At 51.9% G+C, this 15,657-nt stretch carries 19 protein-coding genes; all 19 read left to right on the forward strand.

What is annotated here, in order from left to right; translation table 11 throughout:
- Nucleotides 1-28 precede the first annotated feature (28 nt).
- The 19 genes from rpsA (at nucleotide 29) to ACI48K_RS07520 (ending at nucleotide 15,594) form a co-directional block, all read left to right on the forward strand.
- Complete coding sequence (rpsA, locus tag ACI48K_RS07430) at nucleotides 29-1,267, forward strand: 30S ribosomal protein S1 (protein ID WP_475026926.1); 1,239 nt, start codon at nucleotides 29-31, stop codon at nucleotides 1,265-1,267.
- Between the two features lie 243 nt (nucleotides 1,268-1,510).
- Nucleotides 1,511-2,833, forward strand: a complete 1,323-nt coding sequence (der, locus tag ACI48K_RS07435; RefSeq protein WP_475026927.1) for a ribosome biogenesis GTPase Der — start codon at nucleotides 1,511-1,513, stop codon at nucleotides 2,831-2,833.
- An 11-nt stretch (nucleotides 2,834-2,844) separates the two neighbouring features.
- Nucleotides 2,845-3,456 carry a glycerol-3-phosphate 1-O-acyltransferase PlsY gene (plsY, locus tag ACI48K_RS07440; RefSeq protein ID WP_475026928.1) on the forward strand — a complete coding sequence of 204 codons (612 nt, stop codon included), beginning with the start codon at nucleotides 2,845-2,847 and terminating at the stop codon, nucleotides 3,454-3,456.
- On the forward strand, nucleotides 3,449-4,489 hold the full coding sequence (locus ACI48K_RS07445) for an NAD(P)H-dependent glycerol-3-phosphate dehydrogenase (RefSeq protein WP_475026978.1): 1,041 nt from the start codon (nucleotides 3,449-3,451) through the stop codon (nucleotides 4,487-4,489). Before plsY ends, ACI48K_RS07445 begins: the two co-directional genes overlap by 8 nt.
- Nucleotides 4,490-4,603: 114 nt before the next feature.
- Nucleotides 4,604-4,876: a stage VI sporulation protein F gene (locus ACI48K_RS07450; protein WP_475026929.1), complete on the forward strand. Its 273-nt coding sequence runs from the start codon at nucleotides 4,604-4,606 to the stop codon at nucleotides 4,874-4,876.
- Between the two features lie 145 nt (nucleotides 4,877-5,021).
- Entirely contained in the window at nucleotides 5,022-5,201 is a 180-nt protein-coding gene (locus tag ACI48K_RS07455) for a DUF2768 family protein (protein WP_475026930.1), read from the forward strand.
- A 42-nt stretch (nucleotides 5,202-5,243) separates the two neighbouring features.
- Nucleotides 5,244-5,888: a nucleotidyltransferase family protein gene (locus tag ACI48K_RS07460; RefSeq protein WP_475026931.1), complete on the forward strand. Its 645-nt coding sequence runs from the start codon at nucleotides 5,244-5,246 to the stop codon at nucleotides 5,886-5,888.
- A gap of 1 nt (nucleotide 5,889) precedes the next feature.
- Entirely contained in the window at nucleotides 5,890-6,255 is a 366-nt protein-coding gene (locus tag ACI48K_RS07465) for a 2Fe-2S iron-sulfur cluster-binding protein (RefSeq protein ID WP_475026932.1), read from the forward strand.
- A gap of 41 nt (nucleotides 6,256-6,296) precedes the next feature.
- Complete coding sequence (locus ACI48K_RS07470) at nucleotides 6,297-7,052, forward strand: hypothetical protein (protein WP_475026933.1); 756 nt, start codon at nucleotides 6,297-6,299, stop codon at nucleotides 7,050-7,052.
- Between the two features lie 409 nt (nucleotides 7,053-7,461).
- Nucleotides 7,462-8,940 carry a stage IV sporulation protein A gene (gene spoIVA / locus ACI48K_RS07475; protein ID WP_475026979.1) on the forward strand — a complete coding sequence of 493 codons (1,479 nt, stop codon included), beginning with the start codon at nucleotides 7,462-7,464 and terminating at the stop codon, nucleotides 8,938-8,940.
- Nucleotides 8,941-9,251: 311 nt separating this feature from the next.
- The gene (locus ACI48K_RS07480) at nucleotides 9,252-9,524 is read left to right on the forward strand and encodes an HU family DNA-binding protein (RefSeq protein WP_475026980.1); all 273 of its coding nucleotides are present in this window, start codon (nucleotides 9,252-9,254) and stop codon (nucleotides 9,522-9,524) included.
- Nucleotides 9,525-9,625: 101 nt separating this feature from the next.
- Nucleotides 9,626-9,880: a trp RNA-binding attenuation protein MtrB gene (mtrB, locus tag ACI48K_RS07485; protein ID WP_475026934.1), complete on the forward strand. Its 255-nt coding sequence runs from the start codon at nucleotides 9,626-9,628 to the stop codon at nucleotides 9,878-9,880.
- A 112-nt stretch (nucleotides 9,881-9,992) separates the two neighbouring features.
- Complete coding sequence (locus tag ACI48K_RS07490; protein ID WP_475026935.1) at nucleotides 9,993-10,529, forward strand: hypothetical protein; 537 nt, start codon at nucleotides 9,993-9,995, stop codon at nucleotides 10,527-10,529.
- A 148-nt stretch (nucleotides 10,530-10,677) separates the two neighbouring features.
- Nucleotides 10,678-11,550, forward strand: coding sequence for a heptaprenyl diphosphate synthase component 1 (locus tag ACI48K_RS07495; RefSeq protein WP_475026936.1), 873 nt, complete (start codon nucleotides 10,678-10,680; stop codon nucleotides 11,548-11,550).
- Between the two features lie 12 nt (nucleotides 11,551-11,562).
- Nucleotides 11,563-12,288 (forward strand): demethylmenaquinone methyltransferase, encoded by a 726-nt coding sequence (locus tag ACI48K_RS07500; protein ID WP_475026981.1) that lies wholly within the window; start codon nucleotides 11,563-11,565, stop codon nucleotides 12,286-12,288.
- Nucleotides 12,281-13,153, forward strand: coding sequence for a UbiA-like polyprenyltransferase (locus tag ACI48K_RS07505; protein ID WP_475026937.1), 873 nt, complete (start codon nucleotides 12,281-12,283; stop codon nucleotides 13,151-13,153). The genes ACI48K_RS07500 and ACI48K_RS07505 overlap by 8 nt, the downstream gene beginning before the upstream one ends.
- On the forward strand, nucleotides 13,153-13,776 hold the full coding sequence (locus ACI48K_RS07510) for a UbiX family flavin prenyltransferase (protein WP_475026938.1): 624 nt from the start codon (nucleotides 13,153-13,155) through the stop codon (nucleotides 13,774-13,776). The genes ACI48K_RS07505 and ACI48K_RS07510 overlap by 1 nt, the downstream gene beginning before the upstream one ends.
- Nucleotides 13,757-14,623 (forward strand): menaquinone biosynthesis protein, encoded by an 867-nt coding sequence (locus tag ACI48K_RS07515; RefSeq protein ID WP_475026939.1) that lies wholly within the window; start codon nucleotides 13,757-13,759, stop codon nucleotides 14,621-14,623. The genes ACI48K_RS07510 and ACI48K_RS07515 overlap by 20 nt, the downstream gene beginning before the upstream one ends.
- Nucleotides 14,620-15,594, forward strand: coding sequence for a polyprenyl synthetase family protein (locus ACI48K_RS07520; RefSeq protein ID WP_475026940.1), 975 nt, complete (start codon nucleotides 14,620-14,622; stop codon nucleotides 15,592-15,594). The genes ACI48K_RS07515 and ACI48K_RS07520 overlap by 4 nt, the downstream gene beginning before the upstream one ends.
- Nucleotides 15,595-15,657: the final 63 nt, after the last annotated feature.

Genomic DNA, 15,657 nt, shown 5'->3' on the forward strand with positions numbered 1-15,657 from the left:
GGGTTTTTGAATTGAGGAGGGTATTGACATGTCGGAAGAAACAAAAAATGTTCAAGAAGCTTCTGAGGTAGTGAGTCAGGATCAAATGGAACAAATCGTATCCTTGAAAAAAGGGGACACCGTCAAAGGAACGATCATCAAAATCGATGATAACCAAGCTTATGTAAGCATTGGATATAAATATGACGGCGTTATTCCTATTCGCGAATTGTCCTCCGTTCACCTGGACAACGCTTCGGATGCCGTTCAAGTAGGCCAAGAAGTGGAAACCAGAGTCGTCAGTATCGACGACGAAAAAGAACGCCTGGTGCTTTCCAAACGGGCTATCGACGGCGAAAACGCATGGGAAGAGCTCGAAAAACGTTTCGAAAGCAAAGAAACATTTGAAGTAACGGTCGCCGATGTTGTTAAAGGCGGGATCGTTGCGGATGTAGGCGTACGCGGCTTCATTCCGGCGTCGATGGTGGAACGTCACTTCGTTGAAGATTTCAGCGATTACAAAGGACGTACGCTTCGCGTTAAAGTGAAGGAACTTGACCGTGAGAACAACAAGGTCATCCTCTCTCAAAAAGATGTGCTCGACGAAGAATTCGAAGCCAACAAATTGAAAGTTATGGGCGAACTTAAGGAAGGCCAAGTTCTTGAAGGCACTGTCCAACGCCTTACCCAGTTTGGGGCATTCGTGGATGTAGGCGGAGTAGACGGATTGGTACACGTTTCCGAAATCGCGTGGAACCATGTCGAAAAACCGGCTGACGTGCTTTCCGAAGGCCAACAAGTAAAAGTTAAGGTACTTAAAGTGGATCCGGAAAAAGGGAAGATCAGCCTTAGCATTAAAGCCGCAACACCAGGTCCTTGGGATACGGCTGCCGAACAATTCCATATCGGCGATATCGTTAGCGGCGAAGTGAAACGTCTGGTCAACTTTGGTGCTTTTGTTGAAGTGGCTCCAGGTGTCGAAGGACTCGTTCATATCTCTCAAATTTCCCATAAACATATCGGTACTCCGCATGAAGTATTGAAAGAAGGTCAAACGGTTCAAGTGAAAGTGCTTGACGTAAATCCTGCGGAAAAACGCGTTAGCCTTAGCATTAAGGAAACCGAGGAAGCTCCGGCCCCGGCTCCGAAGGCTGAAAAACCTTCCAGAGGCGGCAGCAGCGTGAAGAAAGAAGATCTGGGCGACAATCCAAATGTTTCGCTTAGCAATCAAGGCCTCAGCATCACGCTGGGAGAGCGTTTCGGCGACAAGCTGAGCAAACTGAAATAAGCGGGAACGGAAGCAAGCTTGATTATCGGCGAACCCCCTGAAGCGGGTTCGCCGATTTTGTTGTGTGGACATTTGGGTTTAAGCTGTTTCCAGTTAGCCATTTAGCCGTTTTTTTGTTATGATGAATTACGTGTATCCCGAGAAGATATGGTTCATTTTATATATAGAGATTTCAATTAAGACTATCTATGAACTGGAGCAGGGAACCCGTTTACTGATGTAATATTTCTAGGAGGAATGTCTATGGCAAGACCCGTAGTGGCCATTGTCGGCAGGCCGAATGTGGGAAAATCTACGATTTTCAACCGCATTATCGGCGACCGGCTCGCCATTGTCGAAGATAAGCCGGGAATTACGCGTGACCGGATTTACGGCGCTTCGGAATGGAACGGCAAAGCTTTTAGTATTATCGATACCGGAGGTATCGAGTTGGACGATGAGGAACCGATTTTGAAATCGATTCGCATGCAGGCGGAATTGGCCATTGAAGAGGCGGACGTGATCATTTTTATGTGCGACGCCAAGGCTGGCGTCACTTCTTCGGATGAGGAAGTGGCGAATTTGTTGTTCCGATCGGGCAAACCGATTGTTGTCGCGGTGAATAAAGTCGATAATATCGGGCGAGTCGAAAATATTTACGAGTTTTACAATTTAGGATTTGGCGAACCGATCGCCGTTTCAGGCAGCCATGGCACAGGGATTGGCGATTTGCTTGACGCCATCGCGGCCAATCTGCCTGAACTAACGGATGACGAATACGATGAGGATGTAATACGCGTTGCGCTGATCGGCAGACCAAACGTCGGAAAGTCATCTTTGGTCAACGCCATTTTAGGTGAGGAACGCGTTATCGTCAGCGACATTGCCGGGACAACCCGTGACGCGATCGATACGCCGTTCGAGAAGGACGGCCAGCGTTATGTGCTCATCGATACGGCCGGCATGAGAAAACGCGGCAAGGTTTACGAAACAACGGAGAAATACAGTGTGATGCGGGCCATGAAGGCGATAGAACGGGCCGATGTCGTGCTTGTGCTGATTAATGGCGAAGAAGGGATTATCGAGCAGGACAAGCATATAGCCGGTTATGCTTATGAGGCCGGCAAGGCATCCATTTTCGTCGTAAACAAATGGGATGTCGTCGAGAAAGACGATAAAACAATGCACCAATTTGAGCAAAAAATTCGCGATCACTTCCTGTTCATGACATATGCGCCGATCGTGTTTTTGTCGGCGAAAACCAAGCAGCGTTTACATAAGCTGCTGCCGGTCGTGCAGCATGCGGCGGATCAGCATACCAAACGGGTGCAGACTCATCTGCTTAACGACGTGGTCTCCGATGCGATTGCGATAAATCCTCCTCCAACGGATAAGGGCCGGCGGCTAAGGATTAACTATGTTACGCAGGTAGCGGTGAAACCGCCGACGATCGTCGTGTTCGTCAACGATCCGGAGCTGATGCACTTCTCGTACGAACGGTATTTGGAAAATAAAATCCGTGCGGCATTTGATTTCGAGGGAACGCCAATCCGGCTGTTCACGCGCCGCAAGTCTGATGAAGGTTAGGGGAGAATAAGGTGATTTTACCCGTACTCGCTGTAATTATCTGCTATTTGTTAGGTTCAGTCAGCTTTAGCGTCGTGCTGGCCAAGATTTTGAAAGGAATTGACATCCGTCAGCACGGCAGCGGAAATGCTGGAGCTACCAATACGCTGCGGGTACTAGGAAAAGGACCGGCGATTCTTGTACTGGCGCTTGATATCCTCAAAGGCATTGCCGCCGTTTGGATCGGAAAGTGGCTGGGTACCGGCTCGGAATGGGTTCCGGCGCTATGCGGGATTGCCGCGATAGTCGGACATAACTGGCCTGTCTATTTCCGCTTTCGCGGAGGTAAGGGCATTTCCACAACCATCGGAGTGATGGCCACCTTGTTTTTCCTTCCGGCGCTGTATGCCGGAATCATCGCGATTCTGTCGATCGTCTTTACCCGGTATGTATCGCTTGGTTCATTGATTTTCGTTTTCCTGACCCCGATATTCCTTGCGTTTTCCGGTGAGTTCGGCCCCTATTTCTGGATGAGCTTAATTATTGCGGTTTTCGCTTTCTGGAGACATCGCACCAACATTGTGAAAATTGCCCGGGGTAAGGAAAACAAGATAGGTTCCAGGGGAGGAGATCGTGTTGTTTGACAAAGCGGCCGTGCTGGTGGCGGGCAGCTGGGGAACGGCTTTGGCCAGTGTGCTTGCCGACAAGAAAATGGACGTATCCGTATGGACGCGCAATGAGGCGCAAATGAACGAAATCAACGTTCGGCACCGGAACGAGCGTTTTTTGCCCGGCGTTGAGCTCTCCCCGAATCTCAAGGCAACTACCGATATGGGCGAAGCGGTAGCCGGAGCTCAAGCCGTTGTCATAGTCGCTCCCTCTTCGGCGGTCCGGGAAGTGGCCCGTGCGCTGAAGCCGCATTGGCATGAGGACATGCTGGTCGTTCATGCGACCAAAGGGTTTGAAACGGAAAGCCTGAAGCGGATATCGACGGTTATTTCCGAGGAGCTTGGCTGTGACGAGGGACGGGTTGTCGTATTGTCCGGTCCAAGCCACGCGGAGGAAGTTGTCAAACGCTGCCCGACTACCGTTGTCGTGGCTTCTTTGGAAGAAAAGCAGGCCGCATTGGCCCAGGACCTGTTCATGAACCCTTATTTTCGCGTTTATACGAACCGGGATATGATTGGCGTTGAGCTGGCCGGCGCATTAAAGAATATCATTGCGCTGGGCGCGGGAATGTCGGATGGCTTGGGTTACGGAGATAACGCGAAGGCCGCGCTGCTTACTCGCGGGCTTGCCGAAATTACAAGGATTGGCGTGGAAATGGGCGCAAACCCGTTGACTTTTGCCGGTCTTGCCGGCATCGGGGACCTCGTCGTGACGGCGACCAGCCGACACAGCCGGAACTGGCGCGCTGGCTTCATGCTTGGAGAAGGGAAACCTCTTGAAACGGTGCTGAGCTCCATGGGGATGGTCGTGGAAGGGATACGCACGACGAAAGCGGCGCATACCATTTCAGAGAAATATCAGGTTCAAATGCCAATCGCTCGTCAGCTGTATCACGTTTTATTTGAGGAGCTTGACCCGCGGACGGCCGTTGAGGCGCTCATGGGTCGCGACAAGAAAACGGAGATGGAAGTCATGTCGCTGGAAACCTGGGAGCAGTGGCATACCTGACGGATTGCCGCCGAATAGGAAAGGTCTCTCGGAAAGGAAGTCAGCTTCCGCCTAACACCAATGAATAGCCCTCCTCATACACTGCTGAGAGAGGACAACGGAGGAGGCGAAAGCATGAGCAAAATTTCCAAAGAAGCCTTGAATGCCATCAATAAAAAAGCGGGGAAAAGCATTACGGAGGGGTCGGTCAAAAAATTGGCCAGCACGGTGAAGCCGGCGACGCTGCAAAGCGATGCCGAGCTGCGTAAGCTGATCAAACAGGTTTCGGCGATGGCAAAAGTACCCGTTACGGAAAGCACAATTACGGAAATCATCGGTGCCGTCAAAAAAAGCGGCATGAATTCGTCCAATATGGAAGCCTTGATGAAATTGATGCTAAAGAAATAGAGACGTTTATGTTTTCTAAGCAGTAAATTTGGCCTTGCGGCTTTTTGAGCCGCAGGGCTTTTTTTTACTTCAATAGGCGTTTTTCTTATGCGTCCGAAATGCTATAATATTCATCATATCAATATTCCAATGGGAGCGTGCGCCGATGGATGCAATGACGAAGATGTGGTTGTCGATCGTAGCCATTCTCATTATGGGGTTGTCCGTATTTTTGGTGACTTTTGCCCGGACGAAGACGAAAGGCGTTTTCAAAGGAATTTTGACCTTGATCGCCTTCGTGATTATGCTGGCGGGTTTCCTGACCGGCCTTGTTTCGATTACCTGAATGCCCGGAACGATACCGGGAACCTGGAGAGAAGGAATAGACATGAACGGAATAAACACGGCGGCGTACCCCGAAGTAGCCGAAGCATTGCGACAGTTGGGCGCAAGACTGAGCGAAGGCGGAACGGAAGCGGTGCCTTGGCTGCTCGGCGGCAGTTGCAGCTTATGGCTCCAGGGAGTCGCTCTGGGAGCTCAGCCTCGAGATCTTGACGTTTACGCGGATGCCGAAGACGTCATGATTTTGCATCGGAACCTGGGGGATTTGGCAATAGACGAACCGCGGTTCGATAAGAGCGGGATTTATGCCTCCCGTCTTAGCCATTACAAAATGGCCGGGTTAACGATGGAACTGGTTGGCGGCTTTGAAGTCCGAGCGCAGGGGGCCGTGTACCGGACCGAGATCGGCGAAGTTCTGGTGAAAGCCGCGCCGGAAGCTCGGCTTGAAGCTATCCGGCTGCGCGTGACCCCGCTGGCGCACGAATTTGTGTTTAACGTGCTTCGCGGACGGGTCGACCGGTATTTGCCTATTGCGGATGCGATTCGCAGAAAGCCTGATCATCATTTTCCGTTGATTGCAGAAATATTGATGCGGAATGCCTGGAATGCGGACGTGGTGGGCAAAATGGCCGAAATCTTAAATCTGCCTTTGTTGTCTTTGCCTTGGAGCGAGCATCGGGAGGAGAACTGACATGGGAAACGCCTTACCTCTGCAAATCACCTTCCGGCCGCAGGGCAAGACGGTCAAAGTAAGTCCCGGAACCAGCGTGCTGCGTGCGGCACGGGAAGCCCGCATTCACATTGCTACCCGCTGCGGCGGCACAGCCGGATGCCTGATGTGCAAAGTCGAGGTCGGCAGGGACAAGGCGATGGAGCTAACTCCGCCAACCGAAGCCGAGCGCCGGAAGCTCGGACCGCTTCTGGAGCAGGGAATTCGGCTTTCCTGCCAAGCGAAGATCAAAGGGCAAGCGGAAGTTACTCTGCCGGAAGATCCGCTTAAGGCGGCGATTCGCAAGCAGTTGGAGCAAAAATGTGCTGATGACGATTCGCTGTGGTGAGCAGGCTTACTCGAAAATTTACGAAAAGGGTGAACATGTCCGTGTCAACATGCCGCATGGGGAGAATGGCCAAGTCCGTTCCCTGCCTGCTTCTTGTTTTGGGGATGATTACGGTTTTGACCGGCTGCATGTACCGTGGGGCACAGCTCCGGGAGGGGCCGCCCTCTTACCGCGAAAGCGTTGACCGTATCCAGCGGGCGGTGGACCGGTTTCAGGAGGAACAGGGGATTTTACCGATATTTACGGCCGGGCCGGAGACGCCGAAATATGAAAAATTCCGCATCGACCTGGATCGGTTGAACAAGAAAGGGTATGTCGATCAAATCCCTTCGGCCGCTTTCGAGAAAGGCGGAGACTTCTATTTTCTCGTCATCGACGAAGAAAGGGATCCCGCCGTAAAGATCATGGATTTAGCGACGGTGCAGAAAGTCAACGATGTGGCGAGGCGAGTTGGTCAATTCCGGGACTCGCATGCCGGAGAACTGCCATCGTTGAAGCCGGAAGAGACTTATCCGGGCCTGTTTACCGTGGATTTATCACATATCGGAGCTGAAAGTTTTGAGGTTCAAAGCGTTTATTCGGGCGAATTACTGCCTTTTTTGATGGACCAGCAAGGAAGAGTGTATCTTGATTATGCCTACGATATCATGCAGGCGATCGACCGTTCCGAAACGAAACCGAGCGGCAGCGAAAAGGATTTGCGGGAATGGTTGACCGAACATTCCGATTTCGTGCCGGTGAAGTCGCTTCCGTATCGCTGGGTTGGCGGAGAACCGGTTCCTTTTATGGAATCATAGACCCTTATATCTATTCATAGCAGTCTCGCATTTTTAAGTCCGGAGAAATCCGGGCTTTTTTTGTAGCGTCATACTTTATTCCATAGAGTCATACAAATGAATTATGGCGGTTGCGTGCCCGCCTTGTTCGGGGCGATCATCAACGACTCTCGCAAAAAAAGTGGACTTGAACGGTGAACTCCGTCATATTTCCGCATCTGGTACATATGATGATACTAGTCCAAATGCATGTACGAGTTAACGCCGCTTCGTTCAGGTGCTCTCACAGTGGTTTGCGGCGGCGGACACGGGCAAGAGGAGCTGCCGCTCCTGCCGTAGCAGTGATGTTGAAAAAAATGGTGAATAACGAAGCGGATGCTCTCAAGGCATTTTTCCTTCGGCGAAATTTGAGGAGGGGATATCATTGGTATTGGAGAAAGTGGACATTTTTAAGGACATAGCCGAACGTACCGGAGGGGATATTTATCTGGGTGTCGTCGGAGCTGTCCGAACGGGAAAATCAACCTTCATCAAGCGGTTCATGGAGACGGTGGTTCTGCCGAACATTGCCAGCGAAGCCGACCGGGTTCGGGCTGTGGATGAACTTCCGCAAAGCGCCGCAGGCAAAACGATCATGACCACGGAACCGAAATTTGTCCCGAACAACGCGGTGCAAATCAAGGTGGCGGAAGGACTGGAAGTCAACGTAAGATTGGTGGATTGCGTCGGCTATGCCGTGGAAGGCGCAAAAGGCTACGAAGACGAAAACGGTCCGCGCATGATTACAACGCCTTGGTTCGAAGAGCCGATTCCGTTTCAGGAAGCGGCGGAAATCGGCACGCGAAAAGTGATTCAGGAGCATTCCACGCTGGGTGTCGTGGTAACGACGGATGGTACGATCGCCGATATCCCGCGGTATTCTTACGTGGAATCCGAGGAGCGAGTCGTTGCCGAATTGAAGGAAGTCGGCAAACCGTTCGTGCTGGTCATCAATTCCACGCGGCCAAATAGCGAGGAAACCTTGCAGCTGCGCGGCGAATTAGCGGCAAAATACGACATTCCCGTCATCACGCTCAGCGCGGCGACGATGACCGAAGAGGATGTCACCGGCGTTCTGCGTGAAGTGCTGTACGAGTTCCCGGTACATGAAGTCAACGTTAATCTGCCGAGCTGGGTCATGGTGCTGAACGAAAATCACTGGCTGCGCAGCAATTATGAAAACTCCGTCCGCGATACGGTGAAGGATATTCGCCGCTTGCGGGATGTCGACCGGGTTGTAAGCAATTTCATGGAATACGATTTCATCGACCGGGCCGGTCTCAGCGGTTTAAATATGGGCCAAGGCGTTGCGGAGATCGATTTGTACGCTCCGGACGATTTGTATGATAACATCCTGATGGAAGTGGTCGGGGTCGAAATACGCGGCAAGGACCATCTGCTGCAGCTGATGCAGGAATTTACCCATGCGAAACGGGAGTATGACCGGTTTAGCGAAGCGCTGGAAATGGTGAAAACGACCGGATACGGCATTGCGGCTCCGTCGCTGGCCGAAATGGCTCTTGACGAGCCCGAATTGATTCGCCAGGGCTCCAGATTCGGCGTTAGACTGAAAGCTACGGCGCCGTCCATCCATATGATCCGCGTGGACGTCGAATCGGAATTTGCGCCGATCATCGGCACCGAGAAACAAAGCGAAGAACTCGTCCGTTATCTGATGCAGGATTTCGAAAACGATCCGATCAAGATCTGGGAATCCGATATATTCGGCCGTTCGCTGCATTCCATCGTCAGAGAAGGAATTCAAGGCAAAATCGCGATGATGCCGGATAACGCCCGATACAAATTGCAGGAGACGCTGGGACGGATCATCAACGAAGGCTCCGGCGGACTCATCGCCATCATTCTGTAGGCAGTAGAGTAATCAGCTTTTGATCATGAAGAAAACTTGGCAATTCCTCCTCAACAACCGCACGTATGCCGGTAACGGCTGCGTGCGGTTGTTTTTTTGCAGGCAAATATTACTCATTCGGCAGTAAATAACTTGAAATTATGAATCGGCTGTATTACTATAAGTTTGTTCCGCGCCTATAAAACAGCGCCCAAACGGCATTTTTACGGGAATTTGTATGGATTTGGCGCGGCATAACGTATATTCTGCAGCAAAACGGAAAGACAGAATAGCAGAGTGGTGTTATTTCCTTAATGGGGAGGTGAATCATGATGAACAAATCCGACTTGGTTTCTCAAGTGGCAGAAAGCACGGAATTGTCCAAAAAAGACGCAACGAAAGCGGTTGATGCTGTTTTCGAAGCCATTTCAGCAGCGCTTCAAAACGGAGACAAAGTTCAATTGGTCGGCTTCGGCAATTTCGAAGTTCGCGAGCGTTCCGCCCGCAAAGGCCGCAACCCGCAAACCGGAGAGGAAATCGAAATCCCTGCGAGCAAAATCCCAGCGTTCAAACCGGGTAAAGCGCTCAAAGACGGAATTAAATAAAGATTTCTACATATCTTCCGTGCAAAAGACCGTGGGCAATCGTTCACGGCTTTTTCTTTTCAAAAACAGAGAAACCAACATTCAGAGAGGAGCAGCCGAATATGGACAATCAAGAGCGGACGGGCTCGGGCGAGAATGAGGCCACCAGCGGAGATTACTTTGTTGTGAAGGCCAAGGAGCAGGGCGTTACGGTCATCGGATTGACCCGGGGAAAAGACACGCGGTTTCATCATACGGAGAAGCTCGATAAAGGCGAAGTCCTGATCGCGCAATTTACGGACCACACCTCGGCGGTGAAGGTGCGTGGAAAAGCGATCGTATATACGAAGCACGGAAAGATCGATACGGAAGATTGATTTTATTTTGCAGGCATAGCCTGCTTTTTTTCTTTGTACAATGGGGTATGGGACTACTTGTGGACTTGGTGAAGAGTCATGATCGCCGGGTTAAAAGAAAGGGGACTGCCCCATGAAGTATAAAGTGATGCTGCAGGCGCTTGCTCTGACGCTTTGCGCGGCGATGGTTATGGCTTCCTTGTCCTGGGTGAGCGGAAAAAGCGGGGCTTCGCTTCGGGCATTTACCGCGTTTGCCGGCACCAGACCCTTGGAATTGACCAACGGGAATTTGGTGGACGAACTTGGTGAGTTGGATCTTCCTTTGCCGATTTCCAAGGTTGACTTGGCTCGAGGGATTCTATCGGTTGATTTGAAGGTGACTGAGGATAACTTCAGCCCGGAGCAAATTTATCGGGGGATGGCCGAGATTATGGCGTTCTCTTTCGAGCATACCGGCAATATCGACCAACTGCTGCTTCGTCTTATGGCGGAAGACCGGTGGCTCGGGACAAGATATTTGCTGCTTGCGGCGGATGTGCGCCGGGGCGAGTGGTCGGAAACCGCTTATATGAAATTGCGTCATGGGGGCAATCAGGAACTGCCCGATGAGCTAAAGGAAATGTTTAGGATCACGGAAACCCAATTATGGAAATCGAGATTCCGTAATTAGCCGCGGGATCACGGTTTTTTTGCCCGAAAATGAGCCTGCCCTTCGTGCGAACGGATATAACTTGTGCTATAATGGACAAGATTGTGACATCTTTTATGGAAATGTGTTTTCAAAGGAAAGAAACAGACGGCTCGGAGGCTAAGGATGAATGAAACCTTATCGCGTAACGGAATTGGCACAAAAGTATGTCTCTTATGACATGATTTCAGCACACACGGCGCTTCCGGAGTTCCCGGTGCCCCGTGTTCGCTTGCTTTATACGTTTTTGAACGACCGGGAAAACGGTGCGATGCAGTCGGCCGAAGCCTGCGCGCTTGCGGCGTTCCTGGTTCAGCTTGGCATGGACACCCATGACGGTGTAGGCCTTGAAGAGGAAACGCCGGACGAAACCCGCGTAATGCGCTCGCGCCAGCTAAAGGTGCTGGCGGGGGATTATTTCAGCGGCGTGTTCTATGATCTGCTGGCCAAATCGGGAGAGATCGGCGTCGTGTCCGCCATGAGTGCGGCGATCTGCGAGGTGAACCGGCTTAAAGTAGGTCTCTACACGAGATTAAAGCGGATGTTGGTTCCCGCTGAAGAGTATCTGAAAGAATGCGTCCATGTCAAAATGGGGCTTTTTCTTTCTTTCACACATTTATTGGACAAACCGGCACAAAATCTGTGGCGCCTGCTGCTTGCGGAATTAAGCCGTTGCGAAGTCATGCTCGACGAGATGAATTCCAGCGCCGAACTGCCGCACCGCCGTCAGGGTTACGCTTATCTGCGGATTATGGAAACCGGAACCGGCGAGGACAGACAGTTTTTGGCCTCCCGCAAGCTTGAGGACCGGGAATGGTCGCTGCTGTTGGTCAAATACAACGTTAAAGAGCAGCTTTTGTCTTTGCTTCGCCAGTCGGTAGAGCGTGTTCAAACCCTTCTTCTTGAATGCGGGAAAGAGACTTCACGCTCCGAATTGAGAGAGATTCTTGAACCTTTTGCCGCGGTGCTGTCGCCATCTCGCCGTTCCGTGCAAGAAGGATAGGTGTATATGAACATGAGTAATTCCACGACCAAATCCAAAGAGCAATTCGTTCACTCGGTTTTTGAGAGCATCGCTCCGAAATACGACATGATGAATAATCTCTTAAGTTTCAGACGCCATAAAGCCTGGCGCAAAAGGACGATGGCTGCGATGGAAATGTCCCAGGGGGACACGGCGATCGATTTGTGCTGCGGCACCTGCGACTGGACCATCAGCATGGCGGAAGCCAGCGGAGGACGGATTACGGGGCTGGACTTCAGCGAAAACATGCTGGAGTTCGGACGCCGCAAAGTGGCGGAGCGCGGTCTGGACGACCGCATCTCCCTGATTCAGGGCAATGCTATGGAATTGCCGTTCGAAGATAACACGTTCGACTATGCGACGATCGGATTTGGTCTGCGCAACGTGCCCGACCTGCGCCAGGTGCTGCGGGAGATGCGGCGGGTGGTCAAGCCCGGCGGGATGGTCGTTTGCCTGGAGCTGTCCAAGCCGACCTGGCAGCCGTTTAAAGGTCTTTATTATTTTTATTTTCAAAGAGTGCTTCCGATGCTTGGCAAGCTGGTAGCCAAACGTTACGAGCAGTACAAGTGGCTGCCGGATTCCCTGGCACAATTTCCCGGCCGAGCGGAACTCGCGCAAATCTTCCTGGAGGTAGGACTTGTAAATGTTGAAGCGTATCCTTTAACCGGCGGAATCGCCGCACTTCATCTTGGGAAAAAGGAGACGTCGCATGTTTAGAAAAATCGGAATTTTTCTGCAAATGATCAAGTTCGAGCATACGGTGTTTGCGCTCCCTTTTGCCTTTATGGGCGCGCTGCTCGGTGCAGTTGTCGTTACTCATGAGTTTCCGACATGGGGGCAAATCGGCTGGGTGCTGCTCGCGATGTTTGGCGCCCGCAGCGCGGCGATGGGGCTCAATCGCCTTATCGACCGAGTCAGCGATGCGAAGAACCCGCGCACGGCGAACCGGGCGATCCCGGCCGGTTTGCTGAAGATCGGAGAAGTCACGGTATTCATTATCGCCTCGTTTGCGCTGCTGTTCTGGGCGGCGGCCGAGCTGAATCCGCTTGCGATGAAGCTGCTGCCGATCGCGGTCGTCATGCTTGTCTTTTATTCTTATACGAAACGATTCACCTGGTTGTGCCACGTCGTGCTTGGTCTTACGATCGCGCTCGCCCCGCTTGGAGGTTGGGCGGCGGTCACCGGCAAAGTTGACTGGGCGGCGATGGTGTTCTTCTTTACGATCACCTTCTGGGTCGCAGGCTTTGACATTATCTATTCCTGTCAGGACGTGGAGTTCGACTTAAAAGAAGGTTTGCACTCCATCCCTGTTCGTTTCGGAGTGGCGAAATCGCTGAAAATCGCTCAAGTCTTCCATATTATCACTGCAGCCGGATTTATCGCCCTGCTGTTGCTGACTGACTTGGGCTGGTGGTATATTGCCGGGATGATCATCGCGTATCTGATCCTGTTCTATGAGCATCACATTGTGTCGCCCGGTGATCTCAGCCGTTTGCAGACCGCCTTTTTCATGATGAACGGCGTGCTTAGCATCGTTGTGTTTTCCTTCACCTTGATCGATTTGGTGGTGCGTTATTACTGATGTCTGAGCCCAAGAATAAAGCAATCGTCGTCGGTATTACCGGAGCCAGCGGTTCCATTTACGGCGTCAAGCTGGTGGAAACGCTGCTTCGGATGGAATACCCCGTCCATCTTGTGGTTTCAAATGCAGGTTGGCGGGTGATCAAAGAAGAACTCGACTGGAACATAACGGATCGGGAGGCAATCCTGCGCGAGAAATTCGGGGATCTTCCCAGTCATTTAACTTACCATCCCATTGCCGATATCGGGGCATCTATTGCCAGCGGTTCTTTCCTGGTTCAAGGGATGATCGTCATGCCTTGCTCGATGGGCACGCTCTCCTCCATTGCAAACGGGGCCTCCGACAATTTGATGACCCGCGCGGCGGACGTCATGCTTAAGGAAGGGCGCCAGTTGATCCTGGTCCCACGCGAAACGCCGCTTCACGCTATTCATTTGGAGAACATGCTGAAATTGGCCAGGCTTGGAGCAAGGATGATTCCGGCCATGCCGGCGTTTTATTTTGGCCCTAAAACCATCGACGATTTAGTGTCTTTCCTGGTAGGCAAGGTGCTGGACAGTCTGAACATTGAACATTCTCTTTTTACGAGATGGGGGGATTCAAATGAACAACCGGGAGAATGACGACATCCTCATCGGAAAGATTAAATATACAAATTGTTGGCCCGTGTTCCAGCATTTTCAGACCTCAGCCCTGTCGCAAAAAGCACGGCTCGTGACGGAGGTTCCGTCTTTGCTGAACCGTGGAATGCTGAGCGGATCCCTGGATATCTCCCCGGTGTCCGCTTTCGCTTTTGGCTATGGATCCGAGCGGTTTTGGCTGCTGCCGGACTTGTCCGTCAGTTCGGACGGCCCGGTCAACTCGATCCTGCTGTTTTCGCGGAAACCGCCGGAGCAACTCGGAGGCGGCGTTATCGCGTTGACGAACACGTCGGCCACTTCAGTCAATTTGCTGAAAATCATCATGGAAAAAGCCTACGGCGCGAAGCCGACTTATTGGGATAGCGAGCCCGATCTCGACGCCATGATGGCGCAAAGCGACGCGGCTCTTTTAATCGGCGATCACGCCATTCAAGCCTCCTGGCGGGACCATGGTTATATCGTGACGGATTTGGGGGAAGTCTGGAAAAGATGGACCGGTTACGGCATGACCTTTGCCGTATGGGCCGTACAAAAGCATTTTGCCGAGGCGAATCCGGCTTTTCTGGCAGAGGTGTGCGAGGCGTTTGCGGCAAGCAAGCGCAGAAGTCTGAGAGATCTGACCTCGCTTGTGGCGGAAGCCTGCAGCGAAATCGGCGGGACTCCGAATTATTGGCATCATTATTTCACCAATATATGTTATGATTTTAGTGATAAACAGCAGGCTGGACTGGCTTTATACTTCAGTTATGCTTATGAAATGGGATTATTGGATCATCGGGTCCAAATGAACGTTTGGACCGACAATACGCTGACACGGGTGAAAGAATGAAACTAATGGATATTTTCGGCGCATTGAAGAAGGATATGGATTTCATCGAGCATCAGCTGTACCGGAGCATCGACGGCGATGCAGAGCTGCTGGGCGAGACATCCATGCATCTTCTGAAGGCGGGGGGAAAACGGCTCCGTCCGATATTTGTGCTGCTTGGCGGCAAATTCGGAGAATACGATTTAAGCCGGCTGCAAAATGTGGCCGTACCTCTGGAATTGATTCATTCCGCGTCGCTGGTGCATGACGATGTGATTGATGACGCGGAGACCCGGCGGGGAAAACCGACCGTCAAAGCTAAATGGGACAGCCGGATTGCAATGTATACCGGCGATTACATTTACGCCAAGGCGCTAATGATGGTTACCCAGCTCGGCAACCCCTACATACACCGCATTTTAGCCAAAGCGATGGTTGAAATGTCCATCGGCGAAATGGAGCAAATCCGCGATTTTTTCAATACCGAGCAAACGGTGAGAAATTATCTGCGGCGGATTCGCCGCAAAACCGCGCTGCTGATTGCGATCAGCTGCCAGCTCGGGGCTATGGCGGCTGAGGCACCGGCGAAAACAAGTTCGCTGCTGTATCGTTACGGATACAACGTCGGGATGGCGTTTCAAATCCGCGACGACTTGCTTGATTTGTTCGGGACGGAAAAGGTGATCGGCAAGCCGCCCGGAAGCGATATGCGGCAAGGCAATATAACGCTGCCGGTCATTTTTGCCCTTCAGGAGCCGGAACTGCGGGGGCCGCTGCTTCAGGAAATTCACGGCATTCAAGCCGGGGATGGGACCGGGCATGTGAATCGGGCGATCGAAATGATCCGGACCAGTCCGGGAATTCGGCGCGCGGAGGATCTGGCGGACCGGTTCATCCAAAAAGCGCTGGACGCACTGAAGGGGCTGCCGGAAAACAAGTCGAGCTCTCATCTGCGGGAAATTGCGTTATTTGTCAACAAACGATCATATTGAATCTTGCCTGCCTTCCATTGTAAAATTTATGTGAACACTTGATGAATTTTTGGGAGGGGAACC

This window comes from Paenibacillus terrisolis, from assembly GCF_056171975.1.

Excerpts from the sequence above, each read along its gene's own strand:
- rpsA (WP_475026926.1), top strand. The coding sequence starts at position 29 with ATGTCGGAAGAAACAAAAAATGTTCAAGAAGCTTCTGAGGTAGTGAGT.
- der (WP_475026927.1), top strand. The coding sequence starts at position 1,511 with ATGGCAAGACCCGTAGTGGCCATTGTCGGCAGGCCGAATGTGGGAAAA.
- ACI48K_RS07450 (WP_475026929.1), top strand. The coding sequence starts at position 4,604 with ATGAGCAAAATTTCCAAAGAAGCCTTGAATGCCATCAATAAAAAAGCG.
- ACI48K_RS07455 (WP_475026930.1), top strand. The coding sequence starts at position 5,022 with ATGGATGCAATGACGAAGATGTGGTTGTCGATCGTAGCCATTCTCATT.
- ACI48K_RS07460 (WP_475026931.1), top strand. The coding sequence starts at position 5,244 with ATGAACGGAATAAACACGGCGGCGTACCCCGAAGTAGCCGAAGCATTG.
- ACI48K_RS07465 (WP_475026932.1), top strand. The coding sequence starts at position 5,890 with ATGGGAAACGCCTTACCTCTGCAAATCACCTTCCGGCCGCAGGGCAAG.
- ACI48K_RS07480 (WP_475026980.1), top strand. The coding sequence starts at position 9,252 with ATGAACAAATCCGACTTGGTTTCTCAAGTGGCAGAAAGCACGGAATTG.
- mtrB (WP_475026934.1), top strand. The coding sequence starts at position 9,626 with ATGGACAATCAAGAGCGGACGGGCTCGGGCGAGAATGAGGCCACCAGC.
- ACI48K_RS07490 (WP_475026935.1), top strand. The coding sequence starts at position 9,993 with ATGAAGTATAAAGTGATGCTGCAGGCGCTTGCTCTGACGCTTTGCGCG.
- ACI48K_RS07495 (WP_475026936.1), top strand. The coding sequence starts at position 10,678 with ATGAAACCTTATCGCGTAACGGAATTGGCACAAAAGTATGTCTCTTAT.
- ACI48K_RS07500 (WP_475026981.1), top strand. The coding sequence starts at position 11,563 with ATGAGTAATTCCACGACCAAATCCAAAGAGCAATTCGTTCACTCGGTT.
- ACI48K_RS07505 (WP_475026937.1), top strand. The coding sequence starts at position 12,281 with ATGTTTAGAAAAATCGGAATTTTTCTGCAAATGATCAAGTTCGAGCAT.
- ACI48K_RS07510 (WP_475026938.1), top strand. The coding sequence starts at position 13,153 with ATGTCTGAGCCCAAGAATAAAGCAATCGTCGTCGGTATTACCGGAGCC.
- ACI48K_RS07515 (WP_475026939.1), top strand. The coding sequence starts at position 13,757 with ATGAACAACCGGGAGAATGACGACATCCTCATCGGAAAGATTAAATAT.
- ACI48K_RS07520 (WP_475026940.1), top strand. The coding sequence starts at position 14,620 with ATGAAACTAATGGATATTTTCGGCGCATTGAAGAAGGATATGGATTTC.